Genomic DNA, 26584 nt, shown 5'->3' on the forward strand with positions numbered 1-26584 from the left:
CATGGCCAGGATGAAGGTGCCGTAACAGGTACTGGAGGTCCGAACCGACTACTGTTGCAAAAGTAGCGGATGAGCTGTGGATAGGGGTGAAAGGCTAAACAAACTTGGAAATAGCTGGTTCTCTCCGAAAACTATTTAGGTAGTGCCTCGCGTATTACCTTCGGGGGTAGAGCACTGTTTTGGCTAGGGGGTCATGGCGACTTACCAAACCAAGGCAAACTCCGAATACCGAAGAGTACAGCGCGGGAGACAGAGCACCGGGTGCTAACGTCCGGACTCAAGAGGGAAACAACCCAGACCGCCAGCTAAGGTCCCTAAAATTGGCTAAGTGGGAAACGAAGTGGGAAGGCTAAAACAGTCAGGATGTTGGCTTAGAAGCAGCCATCATTTAAAGAAAGCGTAATAGCTCACTGATCGAGTCGTCCTGCGCGGAAGATGTAACGGGGCTCAAGCCAGTTACCGAAGCTGCGGATGCACAGTTTACTGTGTGTGGTAGGAGAGCGTTGTGTAAGCCTGTGAAGGTGGCCTGGGAAGGCTGCTGGAGGTATCACAAGTGCGAATGCTGACATGAGTAGCGTTAAAGCGGGTGAAAAGCCCGCTCGCCGTAAGCGCAAGGTTTCCTACGCAACGTTCATCGGCGTAGGGTGAGTCGGCCCCTAAGGCGAGGCAGAGATGCGTAGCTGATGGGAAACAGGTCAATATTCCTGTACCGCTCAATAGTGCGATGTGGGGACGGAGAAGGTTAGCTCAGCCACCTGTTGGAATAGGTGGTTCAAGCCTGTAGTCGTGCCTGGTAGGCAAATCCGCCGGGCTGAGATGAGGGGTGATAACGAGGCAGCTTGCTGCCGAAGTGAGTGATACCCTGCTTCCAGGAAAAGCCACTAAGCTTCAGCTATTGACGACCGTACCGCAAACCGACACTGGTGCGCGAGATGAGTATTCTAAGGCGCTTGAGAGAACTCAGGAGAAGGAACTCGGCAAATTGATACCGTAACTTCGGGAGAAGGTATGCCGCAAGTAGGTGAACCTGTACAAGGGGAGCCCAAAGCGGTTGCAATAAATCGGTGGCTGCGACTGTTTAATAAAAACACAGCACTCTGCAAACACGAAAGTGGACGTATAGGGTGTGACGCCTGCCCGGTGCTGGAAGATTAAATGATGGGGTGCAAGCTCTTGATTGAAGTCCCAGTAAACGGCGGCCGTAACTATAACGGTCCTAAGGTAGCGAAATTCCTTGTCGGGTAAGTTCCGACCTGCACGAATGGCGTAACGATGGCCACGCTGTCTCCTCCTGAGACTCAGCGAAGTTGAAATGTTTGTGATGATGCAATCTCCCCGCGGAAAGACGGAAAGACCCCATGAACCTTTACTGTAGCTTTGTATTGGACTTTGAACGGATCTGTGTAGGATAGGTGGGAGGCTTTGAAGTGTGGACGCCAGTTCACATGGAGCCATCCTTGAAATACCACCCTGGTGCGTTTGAGGTTCTAACCCAGGTCCCTTATCGGGATCGGGGACAGTGCATGGTGGGCAGTTTGACTGGGGCGGTCTCCTCCTAAAGCGTAACGGAGGAGTTCGAAGGTACGCTAGCTACGGTCGGACATCGTGGCGATAGTGCAATGGCATAAGCGTGCTTAACTGCGAGACTGACAAGTCGAGCAGATGCGAAAGCAGGACATAGTGATCCGGTGGTTCTGTATGGAAGGGCCATCGCTCAACGGATAAAAGGTACTCTGGGGATAACAGGCTGATACCGCCCAAGAGTTCATATCGACGGCGGTGTTTGGCACCTCGATGTCGGCTCATCTCATCCTGGGGCTGTAGTCGGTCCCAAGGGTATGGCTGTTCGCCATTTAAAGAGGTACGTGAGCTGGGTTTAAAACGTCGTGAGACAGTTTGGTCCCTATCTTCCGTGGGCGCTGCAGATTTGAGGAAGCCTGCTCCTAGTACGAGAGGACCGGAGTGGACACACCTCTGGTGTATCGGTTGTCACGCCAGTGGCATCGCCGAGTAGCTAAGTGTGGAAGAGATAACCGCTGAAAGCATCTAAGCGGGAAACTCGTTTCAAGATGAGATCTGCCGGGGCCCCCGAGCCCCTGAAGGGTCGTTGTAGACCACGACGTTGATAGGCTGGGTGTGCAAGTGCAGCAATGCACGCAGCTAACCAGTACTAATTGCCCGTGCGGCTTGACCCTATAACTTTGATGAGCACAGCACATCAACACAAGCAAAGACCACAACACACACAAGTTGTGCCAACGCAATCAAGCCAGACAAACGCTGACGTCTCCCTCAACAGAGACAAACCGACTTTCTGTGAATCTCGCGTGCCCACTGACCTCCACATCAGCCGCACGCTACCCTTTAAAGCCTGACGACCATAGCAAGTCGGAACCACCCCTTCCCATCCCGAACAGGACCGTGAAACGACTTCGCGCCAATGATAGTGCGGATACCCGTGTGAAAGTAGGTCATCGTCAGGCTAACCCACAACTCACCAACACAACACGCCCTTCAGTCTCGCGATTGAAGGGCGTTGGTGCGTTTGGTGTATTTGTATTTTCGAGGCAGGTGAAGCAAAGCTGTCGTGCCCAAAAGACTCCATCTTGATCAGGAGAGATGGGCATGAGCATGGGCGTAGGCCAGGAAAGGCCGGGGCGGGCTTGGGAGTATGATGCACAGGCTTGACAAGCTTTCAGGTTGTTGCTGCGTCAACAGCCTATTCGGTTCGTCGAGCGTGTCTGTTGTGCGTCCTCTCCCTGGGCTGACTGCTTTAATCTGGGGTGGGGGCTGGACTGTCAGGGTGGAGCGCCTTGGAAGGCGAGATGGCTGCCCCTGCCGGGGCCCTACTGTTGCAGGCCCTGTAGCGGCTTGGAGCGTGCCCGGCTCCTTCTCCGTCCACGCCGATGTCGTACTTCAGGGGGAGTGAGCCAGGTACAAAAAAATCTACAAAACACCTTCCGTCCCTGAAAAATCTGCTATACTCTTGAATTCTTCGGAGGGATGCCCGAGTGGTTAAAGGGGGCAGACTGTAAATCTGTTGGCTTGCGCCTACACTGGTTCGAATCCAGTTCCCTCCACCAAAATTGTGAGCGCTGCAGGCATGAGTTGCGCCGCGCGATGGTTGTTGTGCCATCTGCTGCGGGAGTAGTTCAATGGTAGAACCCCAGCCTTCCAAGCTGATGACGCGGGTTCGATTCCCGTCTCCCGCTCCACAGTTTTTGCAAGTTATCTTGAGGGTGAGAATCCTCAATGCCCATGTGGCTCAGTGGTAGAGCACTCCCTTGGTAAGGGAGAGGTCGGCAGTTCGATCCTGCCCATGGGCACCAATATATACGGCGCGCCCCAGTGGTGGGGCGCGCCCACATTTGTGGCGTTGATGTAATTTTTTCGGAGTCGAAAAGATGGCAAAAGGTAAATTCGAGCGGACCAAGCCCCACGTGAACGTGGGCACCATCGGTCACGTGGATCACGGCAAGACGACGCTCACGGCAGCGATCGCCACGGTGCTGGGCAAAGCCTTCGGCGGCGAGGTCAAGAGCTACGACCAGATCGACAACGCCCCGGAAGAAAAGGCGCGCGGCATCACCATCAACACCTCGCACGTCGAGTACGAGACGGCCAACCGCCACTACGCCCACGTGGACTGCCCCGGCCACGCCGACTATGTGAAGAACATGATCACCGGCGCCGCCCAGATGGACGGCGCTATTCTTGTGTGCTCGGCCGCCGACGGCCCCATGCCCCAGACGCGCGAGCACATCCTGCTGGCCCGCCAGGTGGGCGTGCCCTACATCATCGTGTTCCTGAACAAGTGCGACATGGTGGATGACGAGGAGCTGCTGGAGCTCGTCGAGATGGAAGTGCGCGAGCTGCTGGACAAGTACGAATTCCCCGGCGACGACACCCCCATCATCCGCGGCTCGGCCAAGCTGGCCCTGGAGGGCGACCAGTCCGAAAAGGGCGAGCCGGCCATCCTGCGCCTGGCTGAAGCACTGGACAGCTACATCCCCACACCCGAGCGCGCCATCGACGGCGCCTTCCTGATGCCCGTGGAAGACGTGTTCTCCATCTCCGGGCGCGGCACTGTGGTCACGGGCCGCGTCGAGCGCGGCATCATCAAGGTCGGCGAGGAAATCGAAATCGTCGGCATCAAGGACACCGTCAAGACCACCGTCACCGGCGTCGAGATGTTCCGTAAGCTCCTGGATCAGGGCCAGGCCGGCGACAACGTGGGCCTGCTGCTGCGCGGCACCAAGCGCGAAGACGTCGAGCGCGGCCAGGTGCTGTGCAAGCCCGGCTCCATCAAGCCGCACACGCACTTCACCGCCGAGGTGTACGTGCTGAGCAAGGACGAGGGCGGCCGCCACACGCCGTTCTTCAACAACTACCGCCCCCAGTTCTACTTCCGCACGACCGACGTCACCGGCTCCATCGAGCTGCCCGCTGACAAGGAAATGGTCATGCCCGGCGACAACGTGTCGATCACCGTCAAGCTGATCGCCCCCATCGCCATGGAAGAAGGCCTGCGCTTTGCCATCCGCGAGGGCGGTCGCACCGTCGGCGCCGGCGTCGTGGCCAAGATCATCGAGTAAGCAAGGGTTGAAGGGGTATAGCTCAATTGGCAGAGCGTCGGTCTCCAAAACCGAAGGTTGTAGGTTCGATTCCTACTGCCCCTGCCACCATTTGAGGTGGTAATCACCAAGCCCGCCACCCATGGCGGGCTTCGGCGTCTTGAACGATGCCAAGCATCAAGCAAAAAGTTTCGTTGTCATGGCCACTCCTCCGGTTGAGACCGTCACCACACCCGCAGACAAGGCGAAGCTCCTGGGGTCGGTGGTTCTTGTCATTGCGGCCATCGCAGGGTTTTACGCGCTGAGCAAGCAGGGTGCCCTGGCCCAGTGGGGTGCGCTGCTGGCTGGTCTGGTGCTGGCCGCAGCCCTGTTCTTGGTGTCCGAGCAAGGCCGGCGTTTGACTGGATTCGCTCAGGATGCCTGGCGAGAGGTCAAGAAGGTTGTCTGGCCAACGCGCAAGGAAAGCTTGCAGATGACGGGCTACGTCTTTGCGTTTGTGGTCGTGATGGCGCTGTTTCTCTGGTTCACAGACAAGACCTTGGAATGGGTTTTGTATGACCTGATCCTGGGTTGGAGGAAGTGATGGTGAACGCGATGGATTCGAGTGGCACACAGGCCACAGGGCAACAGGCCGCCTCGCCGGATCTGCGCTGGTACATCGTCCATGCCTACTCCGGTATGGAAAAGGCGGTGGAGCGCAACATCCAGGAGCGCATCATGCGTGCGGGCATGCAGGACAAGTTTGGCCGCATCCTGGTGCCGACCGAGGAAGTCGTGGAGATGAAGAACGGTCAGCGCAAGACGACCGAGCGCCGCCTGTTTCCGGGCTATGTCTTCGTCGAGATGGCCATGGATGACGACACCTGGCACCTGGTTAAGCACACCAGCAAGGTCACAGGCTTCGTTGGCGGGGCCAAGAACCGCCCGGCGCCGATTTCCGAGGAAGAAGTCCAGAAGATCGTCAGCCAGATGGAAGAAGGCACGGACAAGCCGCGTCACAAGATCGAGTTCATGGTGGGCGAGCTGGTGCGGGTCAAGGAAGGCCCATTCACCGACTTCAACGGCACGGTCGAAGAGGTGAACTACGAAAAGAGCCGCCTGCGCGTCTCGGTCATGATCTTCGGTCGCTCCACACCGGTGGAGCTTGAATTCGGTCAAGTGGAAAAAACCTGAGTTCCTGGCTGTCACGATTTTGAGCATCTGCGCTTTTTGCGGCTCGGCGCAGCAAACAAATAGAGCCTTCAACCCCGGGGAGCCTATGCGCGACACATCGTCCGCTCAGGCGTCAACACCCGCAAGGAGCAACCATGGCGAAAAAAATCGTCGGTTTCATCAAGCTGCAAGTGCCGGCCGGCAAGGCCAATCCATCCCCCCGATCGGCCCGGCACTGGGTCAGCGCGGCCTCAACATCATGGAATTCTGCAAGGCCTTCAACGCCCAGACCCAGGGTGTCGAGCCGGGTCTGCCGTTGCCCGTGGTCATCACGGCCTTTGCTGACAAGAGCTTCACCTTTGTCATCAAGACGCCTCCAGCCACTGTGCTGATCAAGAAGGCCGTCAAGCTGGACAAGGGTTCGGCCAACCCACTCAAGGCCAAGGTCGGCAAGATCACCCGCGAGCAGCTGGAAGAAATCGCCAAGACCAAGCTCAAGGACATGAACGCTGCCAGCGTGGACGCCGCCGTGCGCACGTTGGCCGGCTCCGCCCGTTCCATGGGCGTGACGGTGGAGGGCCTGTAATCATGGCAAAGCTGACCAAGAAGCAAAAGGCCCTGCAGGGCAAGGTCGATTCGACCAAGCTGTACCCCTTCGCCGAAGCCATGGTGCTGGTGAAGGACGCCGCCACCGCCAAGTTCGATGAGTCCATCGATGTGGCCGTGCAACTCGGTGTCGATGCCAAGAAATCCGACCAAGTGGTGCGCGGCGCCGTGGTGCTGCCTCACGGCATCGGCAAGACCACCCGCGTGGCCGTATTCGCCCAGGGTGCCAAGGCCGAGGAAGCCAAGGCTGCTGGCGCCGACATCGTTGGCATGGACGACCTGGCTGCCCAGGTCAAGGCTGGCGACATGCCCTTTGATGTGGTCATCGCCGCCCCCGACGCCATGCGCGTGGTCGGCACGCTGGGCCAGATCCTGGGCCCGCGCGGCCTGATGCCCAACCCCAAGGTCGGCACGGTGACGCCCGACGTGGCCACGGCGGTAAAGAACGCCAAGGCCGGTCAGGTGCAGTTCCGCGTGGACAAGGCCGGCATCATTCACTCGACCATTGGTCGCCGCTCGTTCGACAACGACAAGCTGCAAGGCAATCTGGCTGCACTGATCGAAGCGCTGAACAAGGCCAAACCGGCCACCAGCAAAGGGCTGTACCTGCGCAAGGTGGCGCTGTCCTCGACCATGGGCGTGGGCGTTCGCGTCGATACGCAAACCATCTCGGCGTAATTGCTGGAAATCTTGGAGCGCGCCCTGGTTTCGGGCGGGCTCCAGTGGTGGGCCGGTGCAGGCGTGCAGCCTGCACCGGGCCATCCAAGACCGTTGGTGCGCCGATCCGGCGGCGCTTAAACCCTTTGAGGCCAACGCAGATGGCGATCCCGCTGCAGATGGAATGGTTGAGAGACTTTTTTCCGAAACAGTTGGTCGCTGCAACCAAGAGCGCGCGCAACGGAGCCTGGCTCCGAAGCGTGCATACGAAGGAGTAGACCTTGAGTCTTAATCGCAGTGAGAAAGAAGCGGTCATCAACGACGTGACCAGCCTCGCCGCTAAAGCTCAAACGCTCGTGATCGCGGAATACCGTGGCATCACGGTGGCCGACATGACCAAACTGCGCGTCGATGCCCGCAGCAAAGGTGTTTCCCTGAGTGTTCTGAAGAACACCCTGGCACGCCGTGCTGTGGCTGGCAGCCCGTTTGAAGTCGTCGCCGACCAGATGACCGGCCCGCTGATCTATGGCTTCTCCGAAGACGCTGTGGCCGCCGCCAAGGTGGTGGCCGATTTCGCGAAGACCAACGACAAGCTGGTCATTCGCGGCGGTGCCTTCGGGGGCAAGGCCCTGGACGTGAACGGCGTGAAAGAGCTGGCCAACATCCCTTCCAAGGAAGTGCTGCTGGCCCAGCTGTGTGGCTTGTTGATGTCGCCCGTGTCGCGCACCGCCGTGGTGCTTGGCGCGCTGGCCGCAAAGAAGGGCGAGGGCGAGGCTGTTGCCGCCTGATGGCGCGCAGCTGCACAGGCCCTGCCGACCAACCGATTCAACCGAATCACCCCAATTGTTGAGGAAATCAAAATGGCATTCGATAAAGACGCATTCCTGACCGCCCTGGACAGCATGACCGTGCTGGAGCTGAACGACCTGGTCAAGGCCATCGAAGAGAAGTTTGGCGTGAGCGCTGCCGCCATGGCTGCTCCGGCTGCTGGCGGCGGCGCCGCTGCCCCGGCTGCCGAAGAGAAGACCGAGTTCAACGTCGTGCTGCTCGAAGCCGGCGCCAACAAGGTGTCGGTCATCAAGGCCGTGCGCGAAATCACCGGCCTGGGCCTCAAGGAAGCCAAGGATCTGGTGGACGGTGCTCCCAAGAACGTCAAGGAGGCCCTGCCCAAGGCCGACGCCGAAGCTGCTGTCAAGAAGCTGACGGAAGCTGGCGCCAAGGCTGAGCTGAAGTAATTCCTGCCAGTGGCCCGGGGCTGGAGGTCTTCGCAAAAGGCCTCCAGCCTTTGGTGCTTATGAGGGGTGTCCACGCGGCGCCCTGCAGAGCACACCAGCAAGCGGTCGGCAGGACTGCTTGCTAGTGTCTTCTGACAACAGCCGACAGCGGAAGACGCCTTGGTTCGGGCGATGTGCAACGCATCGCCGTCCGCCATGGTTGGTAGTGGCCAACCCACCAAGCCTGCACAGGTGGCCGCCTTGCAGGGCAGTCGTCGAAGACCCCCTCCACATGTCTTTGCCCGGAGATCTCATGGCCCAAGCATCCACGTACAGCTTCACCGAACGCAAGCGCATCCGCAAGAGTTTCGGCACCCGCGACAGCGTGCTCACCGTCCCGTACCTGCTGCAGATGCAGCGCGACGCCTACACCGCCTTTCTGCAGGCCGACGTGCCGCCGCAAAAGCGCCTGACCGAAGGCTTGCAGGCGGCGTTCAATTCCGCCTTTCCCATCGTCTCGCACAATGGTTTTGTCGAGATGAAATTCGTCGAATACAACCTGGCCAAGCCGGCCTTCGACGTGCGCGAGTGCCAGACGCGCGGCCTGACCTTCGCCTCCGCTGTGCGCGCGCGCGTGCAGCTCATCATCTATGACCGCGAATCCTCGACCAGCCAGAACAAGGTGGTCAAGGAGGTCAAGGAGCAGGAGGTCTACATGGGCGAAGTGCCGCTGATGACCGACAAGGGCTCGTTCATCATCAACGGCACCGAGCGCGTCATCGTCAGCCAGCTGCACCGCTCACCCGGCGTGTTCTTCGAGCACGACAAGGGCAAGACGCACAGCTCCGGCAAGCTCTTGTTCTCGGCGCGCATCATTCCGTATCGCGGCTCCTGGCTGGACTTCGAGTTCGACCCCAAGGACATCCTGTACTTCCGTGTCGATCGTCGGCGCAAGATGCCGGTGACCATCTTGCTCAAGGCCATCGGCCTGAATCCGGAAGCTATCCTGGCGAACTTCTTCGTCAACGACAACTTCCGCCTGATGGACAGCGGCGCGCAGATGGAATTCGTCGCCGAGCGGCTCAAGGGCGAGGTGGCGCGCTTCGACATCACCGACAAGGGCGGCAAGGTCATCGTCGCCAAGGACAAGCGCATCACCGCCCGCCATACGCGCGAGCTGGAGCAGTCGGGCACCACGCACGTGAGCGTGCCCGAGGACTTCCTGCTGGGCCGCGTGGTGGCGCGCAATGTCGTCGATCCCGACACCGGCGAAATCCTGGCCAAGGCCAACGAGGAGCTGACCGAGGCGCTGCTCAAGAAGCTGCGCTCGGCTGGCGTGCAGGATCTGCAGGTGCTGTTCACCAATGAACTCGACCAGGGCGCCTATATCTCGCAGACCCTGCGCATCGACGAGACCACCGACGAGTTCGCCGCCCGCGTGGCCATCTACCGCATGATGCGCCCCGGCGAGCCGCCGACCGAGGACGCCGTGCAGGCTCTGTTCCAGCGCCTGTTCTACAACCCCGACACCTACGACCTGTCGCGCGTGGGCCGCATGAAGTTCAACGCCAAGGTAGGCCGCGACGAGTCCACCGGCCCCATGGTGCTGTCCAACGACGACATCCTGGCCGTGGTCAAGATCCTGGTTGATCTGCGCAATGGCCGTGGCGAGGTGGACGACATCGACCACCTGGGCAACCGCCGCGTGCGCTGCGTGGGCGAGTTGGCCGAGAACCAGTACCGCACGGGCCTCGCGCGCATCGAGAAAGCCGTCAAGGAGCGTCTGGGCCAGGCCGAGAACGACCCCTTGATGCCGCATGATCTGATCAACTCCAAGCCGATTTCCGCGGCGCTCAAGGAGTTCTTCGGCGCCTCGCAGCTGAGCCAGTTCATGGATCAGACCAACCCGCTGGCGGAGATCACGCACAAGCGCCGCGTCTCGGCCCTTGGCCCGGGCGGCCTGACGCGCGAGCGCGCCGGCTTCGAAGTGCGCGACGTTCACGTCACGCACTATGGCCGGGTGTGCCCGATCGAGACGCCGGAAGGCCCCAACATCGGCCTGATCAACTCGCTGGCCCTGTACGCGCGCCTGAACGAGTACGGCTTCATCGAGACGCCCTACCGCCGCGTGGTGGAGGGTCAGGTGACCGACCAGATCGACTACCTGTCGGCCATTGAGGAAGGCAAGTACATCATCGCCCAGGCCAACGCCGCGCTGGACGACGAGGGCCGCCTGACGGGCGACCTGGTGAGCGCGCGCGAGCAGGGCGAATCGACCCTGGTGTCCGCCGACCGCGTGGAGTACATGGACGTGTCGCCAGCGCAGATCGTCTCGGTGGCGGCCTCGCTCGTGCCCTTCCTGGAGCACGACGACGCCAACCGCGCGCTGATGGGCGCCAACATGTCGCGCCAGGCCGTGCCCGTGCTGCGCCCGGAAAAGCCCATGGTCGGCACCGGCATCGAGCGCGTGGCGGCAGTGGACTCCGGCACCGTGGTCACGGCGCGCCGTGGCGGTGTGGTAGACCACGTGGACGCCACCCGCATCGTGGTGCGCGTGCATGACGCCGAGGCCGTGGCCGGCGAAGTCGGCGTGGACATCTACAACCTGATCAAGTACCAGCGCTCCAACCAGAACACCAACATCCACCAGCGTCCCATCGTCAAGCGCGGCGACGTGCTGGCCAAGGGCGACGTGATTGCCGACGGCGCCTCGACCGACCTGGGCGAGATCGCCATCGGCCAGAACATGCTGATCGCGTTCATGCCCTGGAACGGCTACAACTTCGAGGACTCGATCCTGATTTCCGAGCGCGTGGTGGCCGAAGACCGCTACACCAGCATCCACATCGAGGAGCTGGTGGTGATGGCCCGCGACACCAAGCTGGGCGCTGAGGAAATCACCCGCGACATCCCCAACCTGTCCGAGCAGCAACTGGGCCGCCTGGACGAGTCCGGCATCATCTACGTGGGCGCCGAGGTGCAGCCGGGCGACACGCTGGTGGGCAAGGTCACGCCCAAGGGCGAGACCACGCTGACGCCCGAGGAAAAGCTGCTGCGCGCCATCTTCGGCGAGAAGGCCAGCGACGTGAAGGACACCTCGCTGCGCGTGGATCAAGGCAGCTCGGGCACGGTGATCGACGTGCAGGTCTTCACCCGCGAGGGCATCCAGCGCGACAAGCGCGCGCAGCAGATCATCGACGACGAACTCAAGCGCTTCCGCCTGGACTTGAACGACCAGCTGCGCATCGTCGAGGCCGACGCCTTCGACCGTATCGAAAAGCTCCTGGTGGGCAAGAAGGCCAACGGCGGCCCGCAAAAGCTGCCCAAGGGCGCGACCATCGACAAGGAATACCTCGCCGGCGTGGAGAAATTCCACTGGTTCGACATCCGCCCGGCGGACGAATCGGTAGCCGCGCAGCTCGAATCCATGAAGAACGCCATGGAGCAGACGCGCCACAGCTTCGACCTGGCGTTCGAGGAAAAGAGGAAGAAGCTCACGCAGGGCGACGAGCTGCCCGCTGGCGTGCTGAAGATGGTCAAGGTCTATCTGGCCGTCAAGCGCCGCCTGCAGCCCGGCGACAAGATGGCCGGTCGCCACGGCAACAAGGGTGTGGTGTCGAAGATCGTGCCCGTCGAGGACATGCCCTACATGGCCGACGGCACGCCTGCCGACATCGTGCTCAACCCGCTGGGCGTGCCCTCGCGCATGAACATCGGCCAGGTGCTGGAAGTCCACCTGGGCTGGGCCGGCAAGGGCCTGGGCCAGCGCATCGGCGACATGCTGCAGCGCCAGGCCAAGGCGGCCGAGGTGCGCAAGTTCCTCGAAGAGGTCTACAACTCGCGCGGCAAGAAGGAAGAGCTCAAGCAGCTGTCCGACGACGAGCTGCTGGCCATGGCGCAGGAGCTGACCAGCGGCGTGCCGTTCGCCTCGCCGGTGTTCGACGGTGCGTCGGAGGCCGAGATCAAGGACATGCTCAAGCTGGCCTATCCCGATGAGCTCAAGGAGCGCAAGGGCCTGACCGAGACGCGCACCCAGGCCTTTCTGTACGACGGCCGCACCGGCGAGCGCTTCGAGCGCCCGACGACCATCGGCTACATGCACTACCTCAAGCTGCACCACCTGGTGGACGACAAGATGCACGCGCGCTCCACTGGCCCGTACTCGCTGGTCACGCAGCAGCCCCTGGGCGGCAAGGCGCAGTTCGGCGGCCAGCGCTTCGGCGAGATGGAAGTGTGGGCGCTCGAAGCCTACGGCGCCGCCTACGTGCTGCAGGAGATGCTGACGGTGAAGTCCGACGACGTGCAGGGCCGCACCAAGGTGTACGAAAACATCGTCAAGGGCGAACACGCCATCGAAGCGGGTATGCCCGAGTCGTTCAACGTGCTGGTCAAGGAAATCCGTTCGCTGGGCCTGGACATCGAGCTGGAGCGCTCCTGAGCGGGCGCAGGCTGACTGCAAAAAAGTGAGCTGCCAGCGCTTGTCAGGCAACGTTTTGCGAGTGTTTTCTATCGCAAAGCCTTGCTGGGCAAGCGCAACCAGCTATGAATTTTGAAGACAAGGGAAAGAGTCACATGAAATCGCTACTCGACCTGTTCAAGCAATTCACGCCGGATGAGCATTTCGATGCCATCAAGATCGGCATGGCCTCGCCCGAGAAGATCCGTTCCTGGTCGTTCGGCGAGGTGAAGAAGCCCGAGACCATCAACTACCGCACCTTCAAGCCCGAGCGCGATGGCCTGTTCTGCGCCAAGATCTTCGGGCCCATCAAGGACTACGAGTGTCTGTGCGGTAAGTACAAGCGCCTCAAGCATCGCGGCGTGATCTGCGAGAAGTGCGGCGTCGAGGTCACCCAGACCAAGGTGCGCCGCGACCGCATGGGCCACATCGACCTGGCCGCGCCGTGCGCGCACATCTGGTTCCTGAAGTCGCTGCCCTCGCGCCTGGGCCTGGTGCTGGACATGACGCTGCGCGACATCGAGCGCGTGCTGTACTTCGAGGCCTACGTGGTCACCGACCCGGGCATGACGCCGCTCAAGAAGTTCTCCATCATGAGCGAGGACGAGCACGACAAGCAGCGCGCCGAGCACGGCGATGAGTTCGTCGCGCGCATGGGCGCCGAGGGCATCAAGGAGCTGCTGGAGGGCATCGACCTGGAGATCGAGATCGAGCGCCTGCGCGGCGACCTCACGGGCTCCGAGGTCAAGGTCAAGAAAAATGCCAAGCGCCTCAAGGTGCTGGAGGCCTTCCGCAAGTCCGGCATCAAGCCCGAGTGGATGATCCTGGACGTGCTGCCGGTGCTGCCGCCCGATCTGCGCCCGCTGGTGCCGCTCGATGGCGGGCGCTTTGCCACGTCCGACCTCAACGACCTGTACCGCCGCGTCATCAACCGCAACTCGCGCCTCAAGCGCCTGCTGGAGCTGAAGGCCCCGGAGATCATCGCGCGCAACGAAAAGCGCATGTTGCAGGAAGCCGTGGACTCGCTGCTGGACAACGGCCGCCGCGGCAAGGCCATGACGGGCGCCAACAAGCGCGCCCTGAAGTCGCTGGCCGACATGATCAAGGGCAAGGGCGGGCGCTTCCGCCAGAACCTGCTGGGCAAGCGCGTGGACTACTCGGGCCGCTCGGTCATCACCGTGGGCCCGACGCTCAAGCTGCACCAGTGCGGCCTGCCCAAGCTGATGGCGCTGGAGCTGTTCAAGCCCTTCATCTTCTCGCGCCTGGAGGCCATGGGCATCGCCACGACCATCAAGGCTGCCAAGAAGGAAGTCGAGTCCGGCACGCCCGTGGTCTGGGACATCCTGGAAGAGGTGATTCGCGAGCACCCGGTGATGCTCAACCGCGCGCCCACGCTGCACCGCCTGGGCATCCAGGCGTTCGAGCCCATCCTGATCGAAGGCAAGGCCATCCAGCTGCACCCGCTGGTGTGCGCCGCCTTCAACGCCGACTTCGACGGCGACCAGATGGCGGTTCACGTGCCGCTGTCGGTGGAGGCGCAGCTCGAAGCGCGCACGCTGATGCTGGCGTCCAACAACGTGCTGTTCCCGGCCTCGGGCGAGCCGTCCATCGTGCCCTCGCAGGACGTGGTGCTGGGCCTGTACCACGCCACGCGCGAGAAGATCAACGGACGCGGCGAAGGCATGGTCTTCACCGACATCCTGGAAGTGCAGCGCGCGCTCGATGCCGGCGAGGTCGAGCTGACCACCAAGATCACCGTGCGCATGACCGAGTGGAGCCGGGGCAAGGACAGCGGCGAGTGGCACAGCTCCACCGGCCTGGTGGAGACCACCGTGGGCCGCGCCCTGCTGTCGGAAATCCTGCCGCGCGGCTTGGCGTTCTCCAACCTGAACAAGACGCTCAAGAAAAAGGAAATCTCGCGCCTGATCAACGCAAGTTTCCGCAAGTGCGGCCTCAAGGAGACCGTGGTGTTTGCCGACAAGCTGCTGCAAAACGGCTTTCGCCTGGCCACGCGCGCCGGCATCTCGATCGCCATCGACGATATGCTGGTGCCGCCGCAAAAGGCCGACATCCTGGCGCGCGCCGAGAGCGAGGTCAAAGAGATCGAGCAGCAGTACGTCTCCGGCCTGGTCACCTCGGGCGAGCGCTACAACAAGGTGGTGGATATCTGGGGCAAGGCCGGCGACGACGTGTCCAAGGTCATGATGGATCAGCTCAAGGTCGAAAAGACCATCGACCGCCACGGCAAGGAAGTCAACCAAGAGTCGTTCAACTCCATCTACATGATGGCCGATTCGGGCGCGCGGGGTTCTGCCGCGCAGATCCGCCAGCTGGCCGGTATGCGCGGCCTGATGGCCAAGCCCGACGGCTCCATCATCGAGACACCCATCACGGCCAACTTCCGTGAAGGCCTGAACGTGCTGCAGTACTTCATCTCCACGCACGGCGCGCGCAAGGGCCTGGCGGACACGGCGCTCAAGACGGCCAACTCGGGCTATCTGACGCGCCGTCTGGTGGATGTGACGCAGGATCTGGTGGTCACCGAGGACGATTGCGGCACGGTGCATGGCTCGCTGATGCGCGCCATCGTCGAGGGCGGCGAGGTCATCGAGTCGCTGCGCGATCGCGTGCTCGGCCGCGTCGCCGCCGAGGAAGTGCTGCACCCGGAAACCCGCGCCGTGCTGGCCCCGGCGGGCACGCTGCTGGGCGAGGACGTGCTCGATGGGCTGGAGGCCGCCGGCGTCGATGAGGTCAAGGTGCGCACCGCGCTGACCTGCGAGACGCGCTACGGCCTGTGCGCCAAGTGCTATGGCCGCGACCTGGGCCGTGGCGGCCTGATCAACCTCGGCGAGGCCGTGGGCGTGATTGCAGCCCAGTCCATCGGCGAGCCGGGCACGCAGCTGACCATGCGCACCTTCCACATCGGCGGCGCTGCGTCGCGTGCGGCGGTGGCGTCCAGCGTGGAAGCCAAGTCCAACGGCATCATCGGCTTCAACGCCACCATGCGCTACGTGACCAACACGCGCGGCGAGCTGGTGGTGATTGCGCGCTCGGGCGAGATCGTCATCCAGGACGAGCACGGCCGCGAGCGCGAGCGCCACAAGGTGCCCTACGGCGCCACGCTCACGGTGCAGCCCGACCAGCAGATCAAGGCCGGCACCATCCTGGCCAACTGGGATCCGCTGACGCGCCCGATCATCACGGAGTTCGCCGGCCAGGTGAAGTTCGAGAACATCGAGGAAGGCCTGACGGTGGCCAAGCAGGTGGACGAGGTCACCGGCCTGTCCACACTCGTGGTGATCGACCCCAAGCGCCGCGGCTCGGCCAAGGTGGTGCGTCCGCTGGTCAAGCTGATCGACGCTGAGGGCAAGGAAGTCAAGATCCCCGGCACCGATCACTCGGTGGCCATCGGCTTCCAGGTCGGCGCGCTGATCCAGGTGCGCGACGGCCAGGATGTCGGCCCCGGCGAGGTGCTGGCGCGCATTCCCATGGAAGGCCAGAAGACGCGCGACATCACCGGCGGTCTGCCGCGCGTGGCCGAGCTGTTCGAAGCGCGCAGCCCCAAGGACAAGGGGATGCTGGCCGAGATGACCGGCACGGTGTCCTTCGGCAAGGAGACCAAGGGCAAGGTGCGCGTGCAGATCACCGACCCGGAAGGCGAGCTGTGGAGCGAGCTGGTGCCCAAGGAAAAGAACGTGCTGGTACACGAGGGCCAGGTGGTCAACAAGGGCGAGCTGATCGTCGATGGCCCGGCCGATCCGCAGGACATCCTGCGTCTGCTGGGCATCGAGGAGCTGTCGCGCTACATCGTCGATGAGGTGCAGGACGTCTATCGCCTGCAGGGTGTGAAGATCAACGACAAGCACATCGAGGTCATCGTGCGCCAGATGCTGCGCCGCGTCGTGGTCGAAAACCCCGGCGAGTCCAGCTACATCGCCGGCGAGCAGGTCGAGCGCAGCGAGATCCTCAACACCAACGAGGCGCTGCAGGCCGAGGGCAAGATCCCTGCGACCTACGCCAACATCCTGCTGGGCATCACCAAGGCTTCGCTGTCCACGGACTCGTTCATCTCGGCGGCGTCGTTCCAGGAGACGACGCGCGTGCTGACCGAGGCTGCCATCATGGGCAAGCGCGACGAGTTGCGCGGCCTGAAGGAAAACGTCATCGTCGGTCGCCTGATTCCCGCCGGCACCGGCCTGGCCTACCACCAGGCGCGCCGCGCCAAGGACGCCATGGACGAGGCCGAGCGCCGTGCCATCGCCGAGGCCGAGGCTGCCGAGCTGGCCGAAGCCGGCCAGGCTGACGCCGCCCATGCGGAAGGCGGCGCCGATCTGGCCGACTGAGGCCTGAGCCGCACTGGCCGCGCCGCCCGTGCCTGATGGGCGGGCCGCAGCGCCGAATCCCGACCCGCCGTCAGGCCGGTCGGGATTTTTTTCGGGCGGCGTCGCCGCCGGCTTGCCCGGTCGGCCCTGCTGGCTGGCTGAGAATACGGCCCGTGACTGTTTTTGCTTCTGTCCCTTGTGCATCCTGGCCGCCGCAGCGCAGCCGGCATGTGCGGCGTATCGCCTGGCTGCTGGCCGGGTTGCTGACCCTGGCGGCCTGGTTGCCGGCGGCTCGGGCGCAGCCGCGCGGCGACGTGACCGAGCTGCGCCTGGAGTACACGCCTGCCGCCGTGCTGCTCAGCGCCGCCTGGCGCATGGAGCTGGCGCCGGTGGTGGAAAGCGCGCTCTACCAGGGCATTGCCATGCACTTCGTGGCCGAGGCCCAGGTGGTGCGCCCGCGCTGGTACTGGTCGGACAAAACCGTGGCCCAGGCCACGCGCCACCTGCGCCTGAGCTATCAGCCGCTGACGCGGCGCTGGCGCCTGACCCAGACTTCGGGCCGCGATGAGGCGGCCGGCCAGCCCGGCCTGGCCCTGGGGCAGAGCTTCGATGCGCTCGACGATGCGCTGGCGGCCTTGCAGCGCCTGGCGGGCTGGAAGATCGCCGATGCCTCGGCTGTCGAGGAGGGCGTGACTTATCAGGTGCAGTTCCAGTTCCGCCTGGACATCTCGCAGATGCCGCGTCCCCTGCAGTTCGGCGCCGTGGGGCGCTCGGGCTGGAACTTGGCGCTGAGTCGGCGCATGGACTGGACGCCGATGCAGGAGCTGCCGTGAGCGGGCGGTCATGAGCGAATTGCCGACACGTCCCGCTGGTTCGGCGCGCAGGGCGGCCAGCCGCGCCCGGGTGGTGCGCTGGGTGCTGGGACTGGGCGCCGGGCTGATGTGCGCCATCGGTCTGCTGCTGCTGTTTTTGCTGACGCAGGCGACCAACAACCGCGTGCTGTACGAGCGCCATTTCACCTGGCTGCTGTGGGTCAATGTGCTGGTGGCCGGCCTGCTGCTGGCGGCGCTGGCCTGGGGCGCGCTGCGCCTGGCGGTGCGGTTGCGCCGGGGGCGCTTTGGCGCGCGGCTGCTGGTCAAGCTGGCTGCTGTCTTCGCCATGGTCGGGGTCGTGCCGGGGCTGCTGATCTATGTGGTGTCCTACCAATTCGTCTCGCGCTCCATCGAGAGCTGGTTCGATGTCAAGGTCGAGGGGCCCTGAGTGCCGGGGTCAATCTGGGCCGTGTCACCCTGGACACCATTGCTGCCGACATGGCCGCCAAGACGCGCACCGCCAGCGTGCAATTGGCGCAGGTGCCGGATGCGGCGGCCGGCCTGGTGCTGGAGCGAATGCGTGACCAGCTGGGTGCTTCCGACATCGTGCTGTGGAGCGCTGCCGGCCAGCCCGTCGCCAGCAGCGGCACGTCGCAGTTCTCGCTCAACCCGGAGCGCCCGGGCGCGCAGCAACTGCGCGCGGCCCGCCAGGGGCGCGACATCTTCGTGATCGAGGGGCTGGACGAGCCGGCGCATCCGGCAGCGCCCGAAGAGGCGCGGGTGCGGGTGCTGGTGGCCGTGGCCAGCCCTGGCGTGGGCCGTTTGCTGGCCGAGCCGCGCTACGTGCAGGCCACCATGCCTCTGCCCCAGGCGCTGGTGGCCAATGCCGTGGCGGTGCAGGAGGCCAACCGCGAATACCAGGAGCGCGCCCTGGCGCGCGGCGGCCTGCGGCGCATGTACATCGGCACATTGACACTGAGCCTGTTTCTGGCGGTGTTCGGCGCCGTGCTGCTGGCTGGCGTGTTGGGCAACCAGCTGGTGCGCCCGCTGCTGGTACTGGCCGAAGGCGTGCGCGAGGTGGCGGCTGGCAACCTGGCGCCCAAGGCGGCATTGCAAGGGCGCGACGAGCTGGGCGGTCTGACGCGCGACTTTGCCCTGATGACGCAGCAGCTGGCCGAGGCGCGCAGCACCGCCGAGCGCAGCATGGCGGCGCTGGATGCGGCGCGCGGCAACCTGCAGGCCATCCTGGACAACCTGACGGCAGGCGTGATCGTGCTGGACACGCACGGCCAGGTGCTGTCGAGCAACCCCGGCGCCACGCGCATCCTGCGCGCGCCCCTGGCGGCCTGCACCGGGCGGCCACTGGCGCAGGCGCCCGGGCTGGAGGAGTTTGCCGCCGTGGTGCAGCAGCAGTTCGACGCCTTCACAGCAGACCGCGCCGACCAGCACGGCCCCGATCACTGGCAGCATGCCTTCGAGCTGCACGCCTGCAGCGGCGGCGGCCTGGGCCAGCAGGGCACCAGTCTGGTCATGCGTGGTGCCGAGCTGCCCGACAACACGCGCCTGCTGGTCTTCGACGACATCTCCGAGCTGGTCTCGGCGCAGCGCGCCAAGGCCTGGGGCGAGGTGGCGCGGCGCCTGGCGCACGAGATCAAGAATCCGCTCACGCCCATCCAGCTGTCTGCCGAGCGGCTGGCGCTCAAGCTGGATGGCAAGCTGCCGGCCACCGAGCAGGCGCTGCTGGCCAGGTCGGTCAAGACCATCGTCGAGCAGGTCGATGCCATGAAGCGCCTGGTCAACGAGTTCCGCGACTACGCGCGCTTGCCGGCGGCTCAGCTGCAGCCCCTGGATCTGAACGCGCTGGTGCAGGACGTGCTGCACCTGTACGACGCGGAAAACGCCCAGGTGCCGGTGCAGGCCCAGCTCGATGCGCGCTGCCCACCCATTGCCGGCGACGCACAGCAGCTGCGCCAGATCCTGCACAACCTGCTGCAAAACGCCCAGGATGCCACCTTGCTGGCGGCGCAGGAGGCGGGGCGCGCCGACGTGCCTGCCGTGCAGCTGAGCACCCGCTGGAGCGAGCAGACGCAGCGTGTGCGGCTGACCATCGCCGACAGCGGCGCCGGCTTTGCGCCACACATCCTGCAGCGCGCTTTCGAGCCTTATGTAACCACCAAGGCGCGCGGCACCGGCCTGGGCCTGGCGGTGGTGAAAAAAATCGCCGACGAGCATGGCGCTCGCATAGAGCTGAGCAATCGGGTGGAGGACGGCGCGGCAGTCGGCGCACAAGTGTCGCTATCATTCGCCCCTGGGACGGCGGTGGCGTGATAGCAACACCTCTGCCTGCAACAGCAACGGTGCTTCCAATACATGGCAAATATTCTGGTGGTCGATGACGAGCTGGGCATACGCGACCTGCTCTCCGAGATCCTCAACGACGAAGGGCACAGTGTCGATTTGGCGGAAAACGCCACCCAGGCCCGCATGGCACGGCAGGCCGGCACCTACGATCTGGTGCTGCTCGACATCTGGATGCCCGACACCGATGGCGTCTCCCTGCTCAAGGAGTGGGCGATGAGCGGCGCCCTGACCATGCCGGTGATCATGATGAGCGGACACGCCACCATCGAGACGGCGGTCGAGGCCACGCGCATCGGAGCCTTTTCCTTCCTGGAAAAGCCCATCACCCTGCAAAAGCTGCTCAAGGCGGTGGAGCAGGGCCTGTTGCGTAACGCCATCAATCTGCAGGCGGCCAGCAATGTGCCCGAGAGTCGCACCGCCAGCACGGCAGTGGCAACCGCCGCCCACCCCCAGCCTGCGCTGGCGGGCGCCAGCGGCGATGAGGCGCCATCCGCGCTGGCCGTACACAGCGCAACCCACAGCCTGCCTGCCGGCCCGCAGGCGCACCAAGGCTTCGATCTGGATCGGCCGCTGCGCGAGGCACGCGACAGGTTCGAAAAAGCCTATTTCGAATTCCACTTGGCGCGCGAGGGCGGCTCCATGACCCGGGTGGCGGAAAAGACCGGGCTGGAGCGCACCCATCTGTACCGCAAGCTGCGCCAGCTCGGTGTCGATCTGGGCCGCAGCCGCCGCAACGGCGGCTGAGAACGAAAAATTTGCCGCCTTCAAGTTTCCGCCCGTTTTTCAGGCTAGAATTCAAGGCTCAGGCCCGGTAGCTCAGTCGGTAGAGCAGAGGATTGAAAATCCTTGTGTCGGCGGTTCGATTCCGTCCCAGGCCACCAGACAAAAAAACCCCGCTGTTGCATAGGCAGCGGGGTTTTTCTTTGTCTGTTCACTACACATTTCAAGCCAAAAGTGCCGCAAAGCCTTGCTAGGCAAGCGCAGGTAGCTATCGTTTTGGGAGTCCAGCAAAAACTCCCAGGCATGAAAAAACCGGCCTGCCCACAAAGAGGGACAGGCCGGTTCTGGGCGGCTGGGGCAGGCTGCGCGCTGCTGTGGCTCAGCTGCCCGAGGCTGCCTCGGATGCGCCTTCGGCGGCTGGGGCTGCCGGCTCTTCGAACTTGGCGCCGGCGGCGTTGGCCATGTAGGCCACGCCCCGGGCGATTTCCAGGTCGTTGAATTCGCCGCCGCCCTGGGGCGCCATGGCGCCCTTGCCGCTCAGTGCGGAATGCACCAGGGCTTCGAAGCCAGTCTGGATGCGCGGTGCCCAGGCGGCAGCGTCGCCGAGCTTGGGGGCGCCGGCGGCACCGGTAGCGTGGCAGGCGGCGCACTGGCCCTGATAGACCGCCTCGCCGGCGCGCAGCGGACGGTTGGCGTCGCGGATCTCGACCAGGCCGATCTTCTGGATGCGCTGGGCCACGGCCTGCTCAGGGTTGGCCACCCCGGCGCCGGGCTTGTCGCCCGAAGTCACGAACATCACCAGTCCGATGATGGCGAACACCGGCAGCACAAAGGCCAGGATGACGGTGTTGAGCAGTTGTTTCGGGGTCTGGATCGGCCCGGTATGGGCTGCGTCGTGGGGGCGCTCATGCGGTTTCCTCGAAAGGCTTGTGGTGTGGGGCTGGGACAGAAAACAGCTTTTCATTATAAGAGCCGTCCTTTTGCCAGCCTTGCAGTCCAGGCGGCGCTGCCGTGCCGTGGCGCAGGGCTTCAGCGGCTGGCCGGCTGGGCTGGAGCGGCGGCGCCGTCGGCGGCGGCCAGCGAGACATCGCTCCAGCCGCCGCCCAGCACCTTGTACAGCGCGACCTGGTTGTGCAGCTGCTGCAGCCGTGTCAGCACCAAGCCTTGCTGGGTGGCGAACAGCGAGCGCTGGGCGTCCAGCACATCCATGTAGCTGGCGATGCCGTTGCGATAGCGCAGCTCCGACAGCTCCAGCCGCCGCGCGTCGGCAGCCGCCTGGGCGTTTTGCGCCTGCAGCTGCTCACCCAGCGTGGCGCGTCCGGCCAGGGCGTCGGAGACCTCACGGAAGGCCGTCTGGATGGCCTTGTCGTATTGCGCCACGGCCATCTCGCGCCCGACCTGGGCGGCCTGCAGGTTGGCTTCGTTGCGCCCTGCATCGAACAGCGGCACGGCCAATTGCGGTGCCAGCGAGAAGGCCCACGACCCCCCCTTGAACAGGCCCGACAGCTCGTTGCTGACCGTGCCCACCGAGGCGGTGAGGGCGATGCGCGGGAAGAAGGCCGCGCGCGCGGCGCCGATGTTGGCGTTGGCGCCGATGAGCTGCTGCTCGGCCTGGCGGATGTCCGGGCGGCGCTCCAGCAGCTCGGAGGGCAGGCCGGCGCGCAGTGGCTGCATGGGCGCGGCATCTGCCAGGCGCGCCGCGGGCAGGCTGGCGCGGATGTCGTCGGGCAGGGGCTGGCCAAGCAGCAGCACCAGGGCGTTCTCGTCGAGCAGGCGCTGGCGCTGCTGCTGGGCATAGGTGGCGCGGGCGGCCTCGGCCAGGCTTTGCGCCTGGCGGTTGTCCAGCTCCGAGCTGACGCCGTTTTCCAGGCGCAGCTGGGTCAGGCGCACCGATTCCTCGCGCGTGGCCAGGGTGCGGCGCGAGATGTCCAGCAGTTCCTCGTCGGCCATCAGATTCAGCCAGCCGGCGGCCACGGCGGCCACCAGGCTGATCTGCGCCGACTTGCGCGCCTCGGTGCTGGCCAGGTACTGCGCCAGGGCCTGCTCGCGCAGCGCGGCGATGCGACCGAAGAAGTCGATCTCCCAGGCCGTCACGCCCAGACCGACCTGGAACAGGTTGCCGTACTGGCCGTTGCTGGCGTTGGGCTGGCGCGCGGCGTTGGCCATGCCGGCCAGCGTCGGGTATTCGTCGGCGCGCCGGATCTGGAACTGCGCGCGTGCCTGCTCGACGTTGAGCATGGCCAGGCGCAGGTCGCGGTTGTTGCCCAGCGCCATGCCGATCAGGCGTTGCAGGCGTGGATCGGTGAAATAGTCGCGCCAGTCGATGTCGGCGGCGCTGGGAGCCTGCTGCGCAGCGCTGGTGTCGGCCAGTGCGTAGCCGGCGGGCAGTACCGGCGCCGGGCGCTCGTAGGAGGGGATGAAGCTGCAGCCGGCCACGGTCAGGGCTGCCAGGGCTGCCGCCGTGGTTCGGGCGAAGGCAGCAGCAGGCCGGGCGCCGCAGCGCGGTTGCAGAAAGGAGGGATCTTGCTTCATGGGTGGGTCTTTCGCTCAAGCCTCGGCATCGGCGCGGTGTTGCTGGGCCATCCGGGCATCGTGCTCGCGCTGGCGCTGGCTGCCCTTGAAGAAGCTGCGCACCAGCACGAAGAACACTGGCACGAACAGCACGGCCAGAACAGTGCCGGTGACCATGCCGCCGATCACGCCGGTGCCGATGGCGCGCTGGCTGGCCGAGCTGGCGCCCGTGGCCAGGAACAGCGGCAGCACACCCAGCGTGAAGGCCAGCGAGGTCATGACGATGGGCCTGAAGCGCAGATGCGCCGCAGTCAGGGCCGCATCGATGACGCTCTTGCCCTGGGCCTGCAGATCCTTGGCGAATTCGATGATCAGGATGGCGTTCTTGGCCGACAGGCCGATGATGGTCACCAGGCCGATCTGGAAATACACGTCGTTGGACAGGCCGCGTGCCAGCGTCGCCAGCAGCACGCCCAGCACGCCCAGCGGCACCACCAGCAGCACCGAGAACGGGATCGACCAGCTCTCGTACAGCGCCGCCAGGCACAGGAACACCGCCAGCAGCGAGAAGGCATACAGCACGCCGGCCTGGCCGCCAGCGAGTTTTTCCTCGCGTGACTGGCCAGTCCACTCGAAGCCAAAGCCCTCGGGCAGTTGCGCGGCCAGGCGCTCCATCTCCTGCATGGCCTCGCCGGTGCTGTAGCCGGGCGCTGCGCCGCCGGCGATCTTCATGGCTGGATAGCCGTTGTAGCGCACGGTCTGCATGGCGCCGGTGACCCAGCGCGTCGTGGCAAAGGTGGACAGCGGCATGAGCTGGCCCCGGCTGTTCATGACCGGCAGGTCGAGCACGTCCTCGGGCTGCATACGGGCGCGGGCGTCGGCCTGCACCACCACGCGCTGCAGCCGGCCTTGGTTGGGAAAGTCGTTGATGTAGGACGAACCCAGGGCCGTGGACAGGGCGCTGCTGATGCTGTCGAAGCTCACGCCCAGGGCGCTGGCGCGGTCGCGGTCGATCTCGATGTGCATCTGCGGGGCGTCTTCCATACCGTCCGGGCGCATGCCGGCCAGCACCTTGCTCTGCGCGGCCATGCCCAGCAGCTGGTTGCGTGCCGCCACCAGTGCGTCATGCCCCTTGCTGCCGCGATCCTGCAGGCGGAAGGTGAAGCCGGCGGCCACGCCCAGCTCGGGGATGGGCGGCGGGCTGATGGCGAAGATGAAGGCATCGCGAAAACCGTACAGCGCCCCCGTGGCACGGCCTGCCAGTGCCTCGGCGGACTGCCCGGGGCCGGGACGCTCGCTCCAGTCCTTGAGCGAGACGAAGGCCAGGCCGGCGTTCTGCCCCTGGCCGGAAAACGAGAAGCCGGCCACGGTCACGATGTTGGCCACTTCGGGCTGGGCCAGCATGAACTCCTCGACCTTTGCCATGGCTTCCTGCGTGCGCGCCAGCGAGGCGCCCGGGGGCAGTTGCACGTTGGTGATGACGAAGCCCTGGTCTTCATTGGGCAGGAACGAGGTCGGCAGGCGCATGTAGACCACCGCCACGGCACCGATCAGGGCGGCGTAGATGACCATCATGCGTCCGCCCCGGCGCACCATCCGTGCCAGGCCCGCCTCGTAGCGGTGCGTGGTGCGCTTGAAGCTGCGGTTGAACCAGCCGAAGAAGCCCGTGCGCTGGCTGTGGCCCTCGGCCACCGGCTTGAGCAGCGTGCCGCACAGCGCCGGCGTGAGCGACAGCGCCATGAAGGCCGAGAACGCGATCGAGGCGCCCATGGTCACGGCGAACTGGCGGTAGATATTGCCCGTGGCGCCGGCAAAGAAGGCCAGCGGCACGAACACCGAGATCAGCACCACGGTCACGCCGATGATGGCGCCGGAGATCTGGCCCATGGCCTTGCGCGTGGCGGCCAGCGGCGGCAGGCCTTCCTCGCTCATGATGCGCTCGACGTTCTCCACCACCACGATGGCGTCGTCCACCACGATGCCGATGACCAGCACCATGCCGAACATGGTCAGCACGTTGATGGAAAAACCCAGCGCCAGCAGCGTGGCGAAGGTGCCCAGCAGGGCGACCGGCACGACGATGGTCGGGATGATGGTGTAGCGCAGGTTCTGCAGGAACAGGAACATCACCAGGAACACCAGCGCCACCGCCTCCAGCAGGGTATGCACCACCTTCTCAATGGACACGGCGATGAAGGTGGATGTGTCGTAGGGGATGGTGTATTTCACGCCCTGTGGGAAGTACTGCTGCAGATCGGCCAGCTTGGCCTTGACCGCCTCGGCCGTGGCCAGGGCGTTGGCCGAGGAGGTCAGCTGCACGCCCATGCCTACCGAGGGGCTGCCGTTCAGGCGGGCGCTGGTGCTGTAGTTCTGCTCGCCCAGCTCGATGCGCGCCACGTCGCGCAGGCGCACCGTGGAGCCATCGGTGTTGGCGCGCAGGGCGATGTTGCCGAACTGCTCGGGCGTGCTGAGCTGGCCACGCACGACGATGGTCGCGGTCATGGTCTGGCCTTGCGCACTGGGCAGATCGCCCAGGTTGCCGGCAGATACCTGCACGTTCTGTGCGCGGATGGCAGCATTGACCTGGTCGAGCGCCAGGTTGAAGCCCTTGAGCCTGGCCGGATCGACCCAGATGCGCATGGCGCGCTCGCTGCCGAACTGTGTGACCGAACCCACCCCGGGCAGGCGTTGCAGCTCGGGGACGACGTTGCGCGCTGCATAGTCGTTGAGCGCGGCGATGTCGATGTCCGGGTTGTCCGAAGTCAGCACGGAAAACAGCAGGAAGTTCGAGCGCGACTTGTCCACGCGCACGCCCTGCTGGGTCACCACCGGCGGCAGGCGCGGCGTGGCACGCGAGAGGCGGTTTTGCACATCCACCTGCGCCAGATCGTCATTGGTGCCGGGCTCGAAACTCAGTGTGATGGAGCCTGTGCCGTTGGCCTGGGCGGTGGCCTCCATGTAGGCCAGGCCGGGCGCGCCGTTCATCTCGCGCTCGATCACGGACAGCACGCTGTCTTCCAGCGTCTGCGCCGTGGCGCCGGGGTAGGCGACGGTGATTTGAATGGTCGGTGGCGCCACTGCCGGGTACTGCGCGATCGGCAGCCGGGTGATGGACACAGCGCCGAGCACCATGATGAAAATGGCGATCACCCACGCAAAGATGGGGCGCTCGATGAAAAACTTGGCCATGTGCCGCGCT

At 64.4% G+C, this 26584-nt stretch carries 13 protein-coding genes, 5 tRNA genes, 2 rRNA genes and 2 pseudogenes (1 of these 22 running past the window's edge); 19 read left to right on the forward strand and 3 right to left on the reverse strand.

Going from position 1 to position 26584, the window contains the following annotated elements; genetic code table 11:
* The 19 genes and pseudogenes from IDM45_RS15410 to IDM45_RS15500 all read left to right on the forward strand — a co-directional run.
* A 23S ribosomal RNA gene (locus IDM45_RS15410) occupies positions 1-2195 on the forward strand; it begins 685 nt to the left of the window's first position.
* Between the two features lie 175 nt (positions 2196-2370).
* Positions 2371-2483: ribosomal RNA gene (rrf, locus tag IDM45_RS15415) — 5S ribosomal RNA — on the forward strand.
* A gap of 514 nt (positions 2484-2997) precedes the next feature.
* Positions 2998-3083: transfer RNA gene (locus IDM45_RS15420), tRNA-Tyr, on the forward strand.
* A gap of 58 nt (positions 3084-3141) precedes the next feature.
* Positions 3142-3215, forward strand: a tRNA-Gly gene (locus IDM45_RS15425).
* 39 nt (positions 3216-3254) lie between these two features.
* A tRNA-Thr gene (locus IDM45_RS15430) sits at positions 3255-3329 on the forward strand.
* 75 nt (positions 3330-3404) lie between these two features.
* Positions 3405-4595 (forward strand): elongation factor Tu, encoded by a 1191-nt coding sequence (tuf, locus tag IDM45_RS15435; RefSeq protein ID WP_209423174.1) that lies wholly within the window; start codon positions 3405-3407, stop codon positions 4593-4595.
* Positions 4596-4606: 11 nt separating this feature from the next.
* A tRNA-Trp gene (locus IDM45_RS15440) sits at positions 4607-4682 on the forward strand.
* A 91-nt stretch (positions 4683-4773) separates the two neighbouring features.
* Positions 4774-5157 carry a preprotein translocase subunit SecE gene (secE, locus tag IDM45_RS15445; RefSeq protein ID WP_209424167.1) on the forward strand — a complete coding sequence of 128 codons (384 nt, stop codon included), beginning with the start codon at positions 4774-4776 and terminating at the stop codon, positions 5155-5157.
* Positions 5157-5747, forward strand: coding sequence for a transcription termination/antitermination protein NusG (nusG, locus tag IDM45_RS15450; RefSeq protein ID WP_209423625.1), 591 nt, complete (start codon positions 5157-5159; stop codon positions 5745-5747). Before secE ends, nusG begins: the two co-directional genes overlap by 1 nt.
* A 134-nt stretch (positions 5748-5881) precedes the next feature.
* Positions 5882-6312: pseudogene (gene rplK / locus IDM45_RS15455) on the forward strand (50S ribosomal protein L11).
* 2 nt (positions 6313-6314) lie between these two features.
* The gene (rplA, locus tag IDM45_RS15460) at positions 6315-7010 is read left to right on the forward strand and encodes a 50S ribosomal protein L1 (protein ID WP_209423626.1); all 696 of its coding nucleotides are present in this window, start codon (positions 6315-6317) and stop codon (positions 7008-7010) included.
* A gap of 260 nt (positions 7011-7270) precedes the next feature.
* Entirely contained in the window at positions 7271-7777 is a 507-nt protein-coding gene (gene rplJ / locus IDM45_RS15465; RefSeq protein ID WP_209423627.1) for a 50S ribosomal protein L10, read from the forward strand.
* 72 nt (positions 7778-7849) lie between these two features.
* Positions 7850-8224: a 50S ribosomal protein L7/L12 gene (gene rplL, locus IDM45_RS15470; protein WP_209423628.1), complete on the forward strand. Its 375-nt coding sequence runs from the start codon at positions 7850-7852 to the stop codon at positions 8222-8224.
* 292 nt (positions 8225-8516) lie between these two features.
* On the forward strand, positions 8517-12641 hold the full coding sequence (gene rpoB / locus IDM45_RS15475) for a DNA-directed RNA polymerase subunit beta (RefSeq protein ID WP_209423629.1): 4125 nt from the start codon (positions 8517-8519) through the stop codon (positions 12639-12641).
* A gap of 134 nt (positions 12642-12775) precedes the next feature.
* On the forward strand, positions 12776-17002 hold the full coding sequence (rpoC, locus tag IDM45_RS15480) for a DNA-directed RNA polymerase subunit beta' (RefSeq protein ID WP_209423630.1): 4227 nt from the start codon (positions 12776-12778) through the stop codon (positions 17000-17002).
* A gap of 209 nt (positions 17003-17211) precedes the next feature.
* Entirely contained in the window at positions 17212-17814 is a 603-nt protein-coding gene (locus IDM45_RS15485) for a DUF4390 domain-containing protein (RefSeq protein ID WP_232653774.1), read from the forward strand.
* A 10-nt stretch (positions 17815-17824) separates the two neighbouring features.
* Positions 17825-20121 (forward strand): annotated as a pseudogene (locus IDM45_RS15490) (sensor histidine kinase).
* A 42-nt stretch (positions 20122-20163) separates the two neighbouring features.
* The gene (locus IDM45_RS15495; protein ID WP_209423632.1) at positions 20164-20898 is read left to right on the forward strand and encodes a response regulator; all 735 of its coding nucleotides are present in this window, start codon (positions 20164-20166) and stop codon (positions 20896-20898) included.
* Positions 20899-20959: 61 nt separating this feature from the next.
* A tRNA-Phe gene (locus IDM45_RS15500) sits at positions 20960-21035 on the forward strand.
* A gap of 218 nt (positions 21036-21253) precedes the next feature.
* Here the strand turns inward: IDM45_RS15500 and IDM45_RS15505 are convergent.
* The 3 genes from IDM45_RS15505 to IDM45_RS15515 form a co-directional block, all read right to left on the reverse strand.
* Entirely contained in the window at positions 21254-21838 is a 585-nt protein-coding gene (locus IDM45_RS15505) for a c-type cytochrome (RefSeq protein WP_209423633.1), read from the reverse strand.
* Between the two features lie 65 nt (positions 21839-21903).
* Entirely contained in the window at positions 21904-23406 is a 1503-nt protein-coding gene (locus tag IDM45_RS15510) for an efflux transporter outer membrane subunit (protein ID WP_209423634.1), read from the reverse strand.
* Positions 23407-23421: 15 nt separating this feature from the next.
* Positions 23422-26574 carry an efflux RND transporter permease subunit gene (locus IDM45_RS15515; protein WP_209423635.1) on the reverse strand — a complete coding sequence of 1051 codons (3153 nt, stop codon included), beginning with the start codon at positions 26572-26574 and terminating at the stop codon, positions 23422-23424.
* Positions 26575-26584: the final 10 nt, after the last annotated feature.

This window comes from Melaminivora jejuensis, from assembly GCF_017811175.1.
Taxonomy (GTDB): domain Bacteria; phylum Pseudomonadota; class Gammaproteobacteria; order Burkholderiales; family Burkholderiaceae_C; genus Melaminivora; species Melaminivora jejuensis.

Bases quoted from the DNA above. Each gene is read 5' to 3' on its own strand.
- IDM45_RS15510 (WP_209423634.1), bottom strand. From the start codon at position 23,406: ATGAAGCAAGATCCCTCCTTTCTGCAACCGCGCTGCGGCGCCCGGCCT.
- IDM45_RS15495 (WP_209423632.1), top strand. From the start codon at position 20,164: ATGGCAAATATTCTGGTGGTCGATGACGAGCTGGGCATACGCGACCTG.
- IDM45_RS15505 (WP_209423633.1), bottom strand. From the start codon at position 21,838: ATGAAAAGCTGTTTTCTGTCCCAGCCCCACACCACAAGCCTTTCGAGG.
- tuf (WP_209423174.1), top strand. From the start codon at position 3,405: ATGGCAAAAGGTAAATTCGAGCGGACCAAGCCCCACGTGAACGTGGGC.
- IDM45_RS15515 (WP_209423635.1), bottom strand. From the start codon at position 26,574: ATGGCCAAGTTTTTCATCGAGCGCCCCATCTTTGCGTGGGTGATCGCC.
- rplL (WP_209423628.1), top strand. From the start codon at position 7,850: ATGGCATTCGATAAAGACGCATTCCTGACCGCCCTGGACAGCATGACC.
- secE (WP_209424167.1), top strand. From the start codon at position 4,774: ATGGCCACTCCTCCGGTTGAGACCGTCACCACACCCGCAGACAAGGCG.
- rpoC (WP_209423630.1), top strand. From the start codon at position 12,776: ATGAAATCGCTACTCGACCTGTTCAAGCAATTCACGCCGGATGAGCAT.
- nusG (WP_209423625.1), top strand. From the start codon at position 5,157: ATGGTGAACGCGATGGATTCGAGTGGCACACAGGCCACAGGGCAACAG.
- rpoB (WP_209423629.1), top strand. From the start codon at position 8,517: ATGGCCCAAGCATCCACGTACAGCTTCACCGAACGCAAGCGCATCCGC.
- rplA (WP_209423626.1), top strand. From the start codon at position 6,315: ATGGCAAAGCTGACCAAGAAGCAAAAGGCCCTGCAGGGCAAGGTCGAT.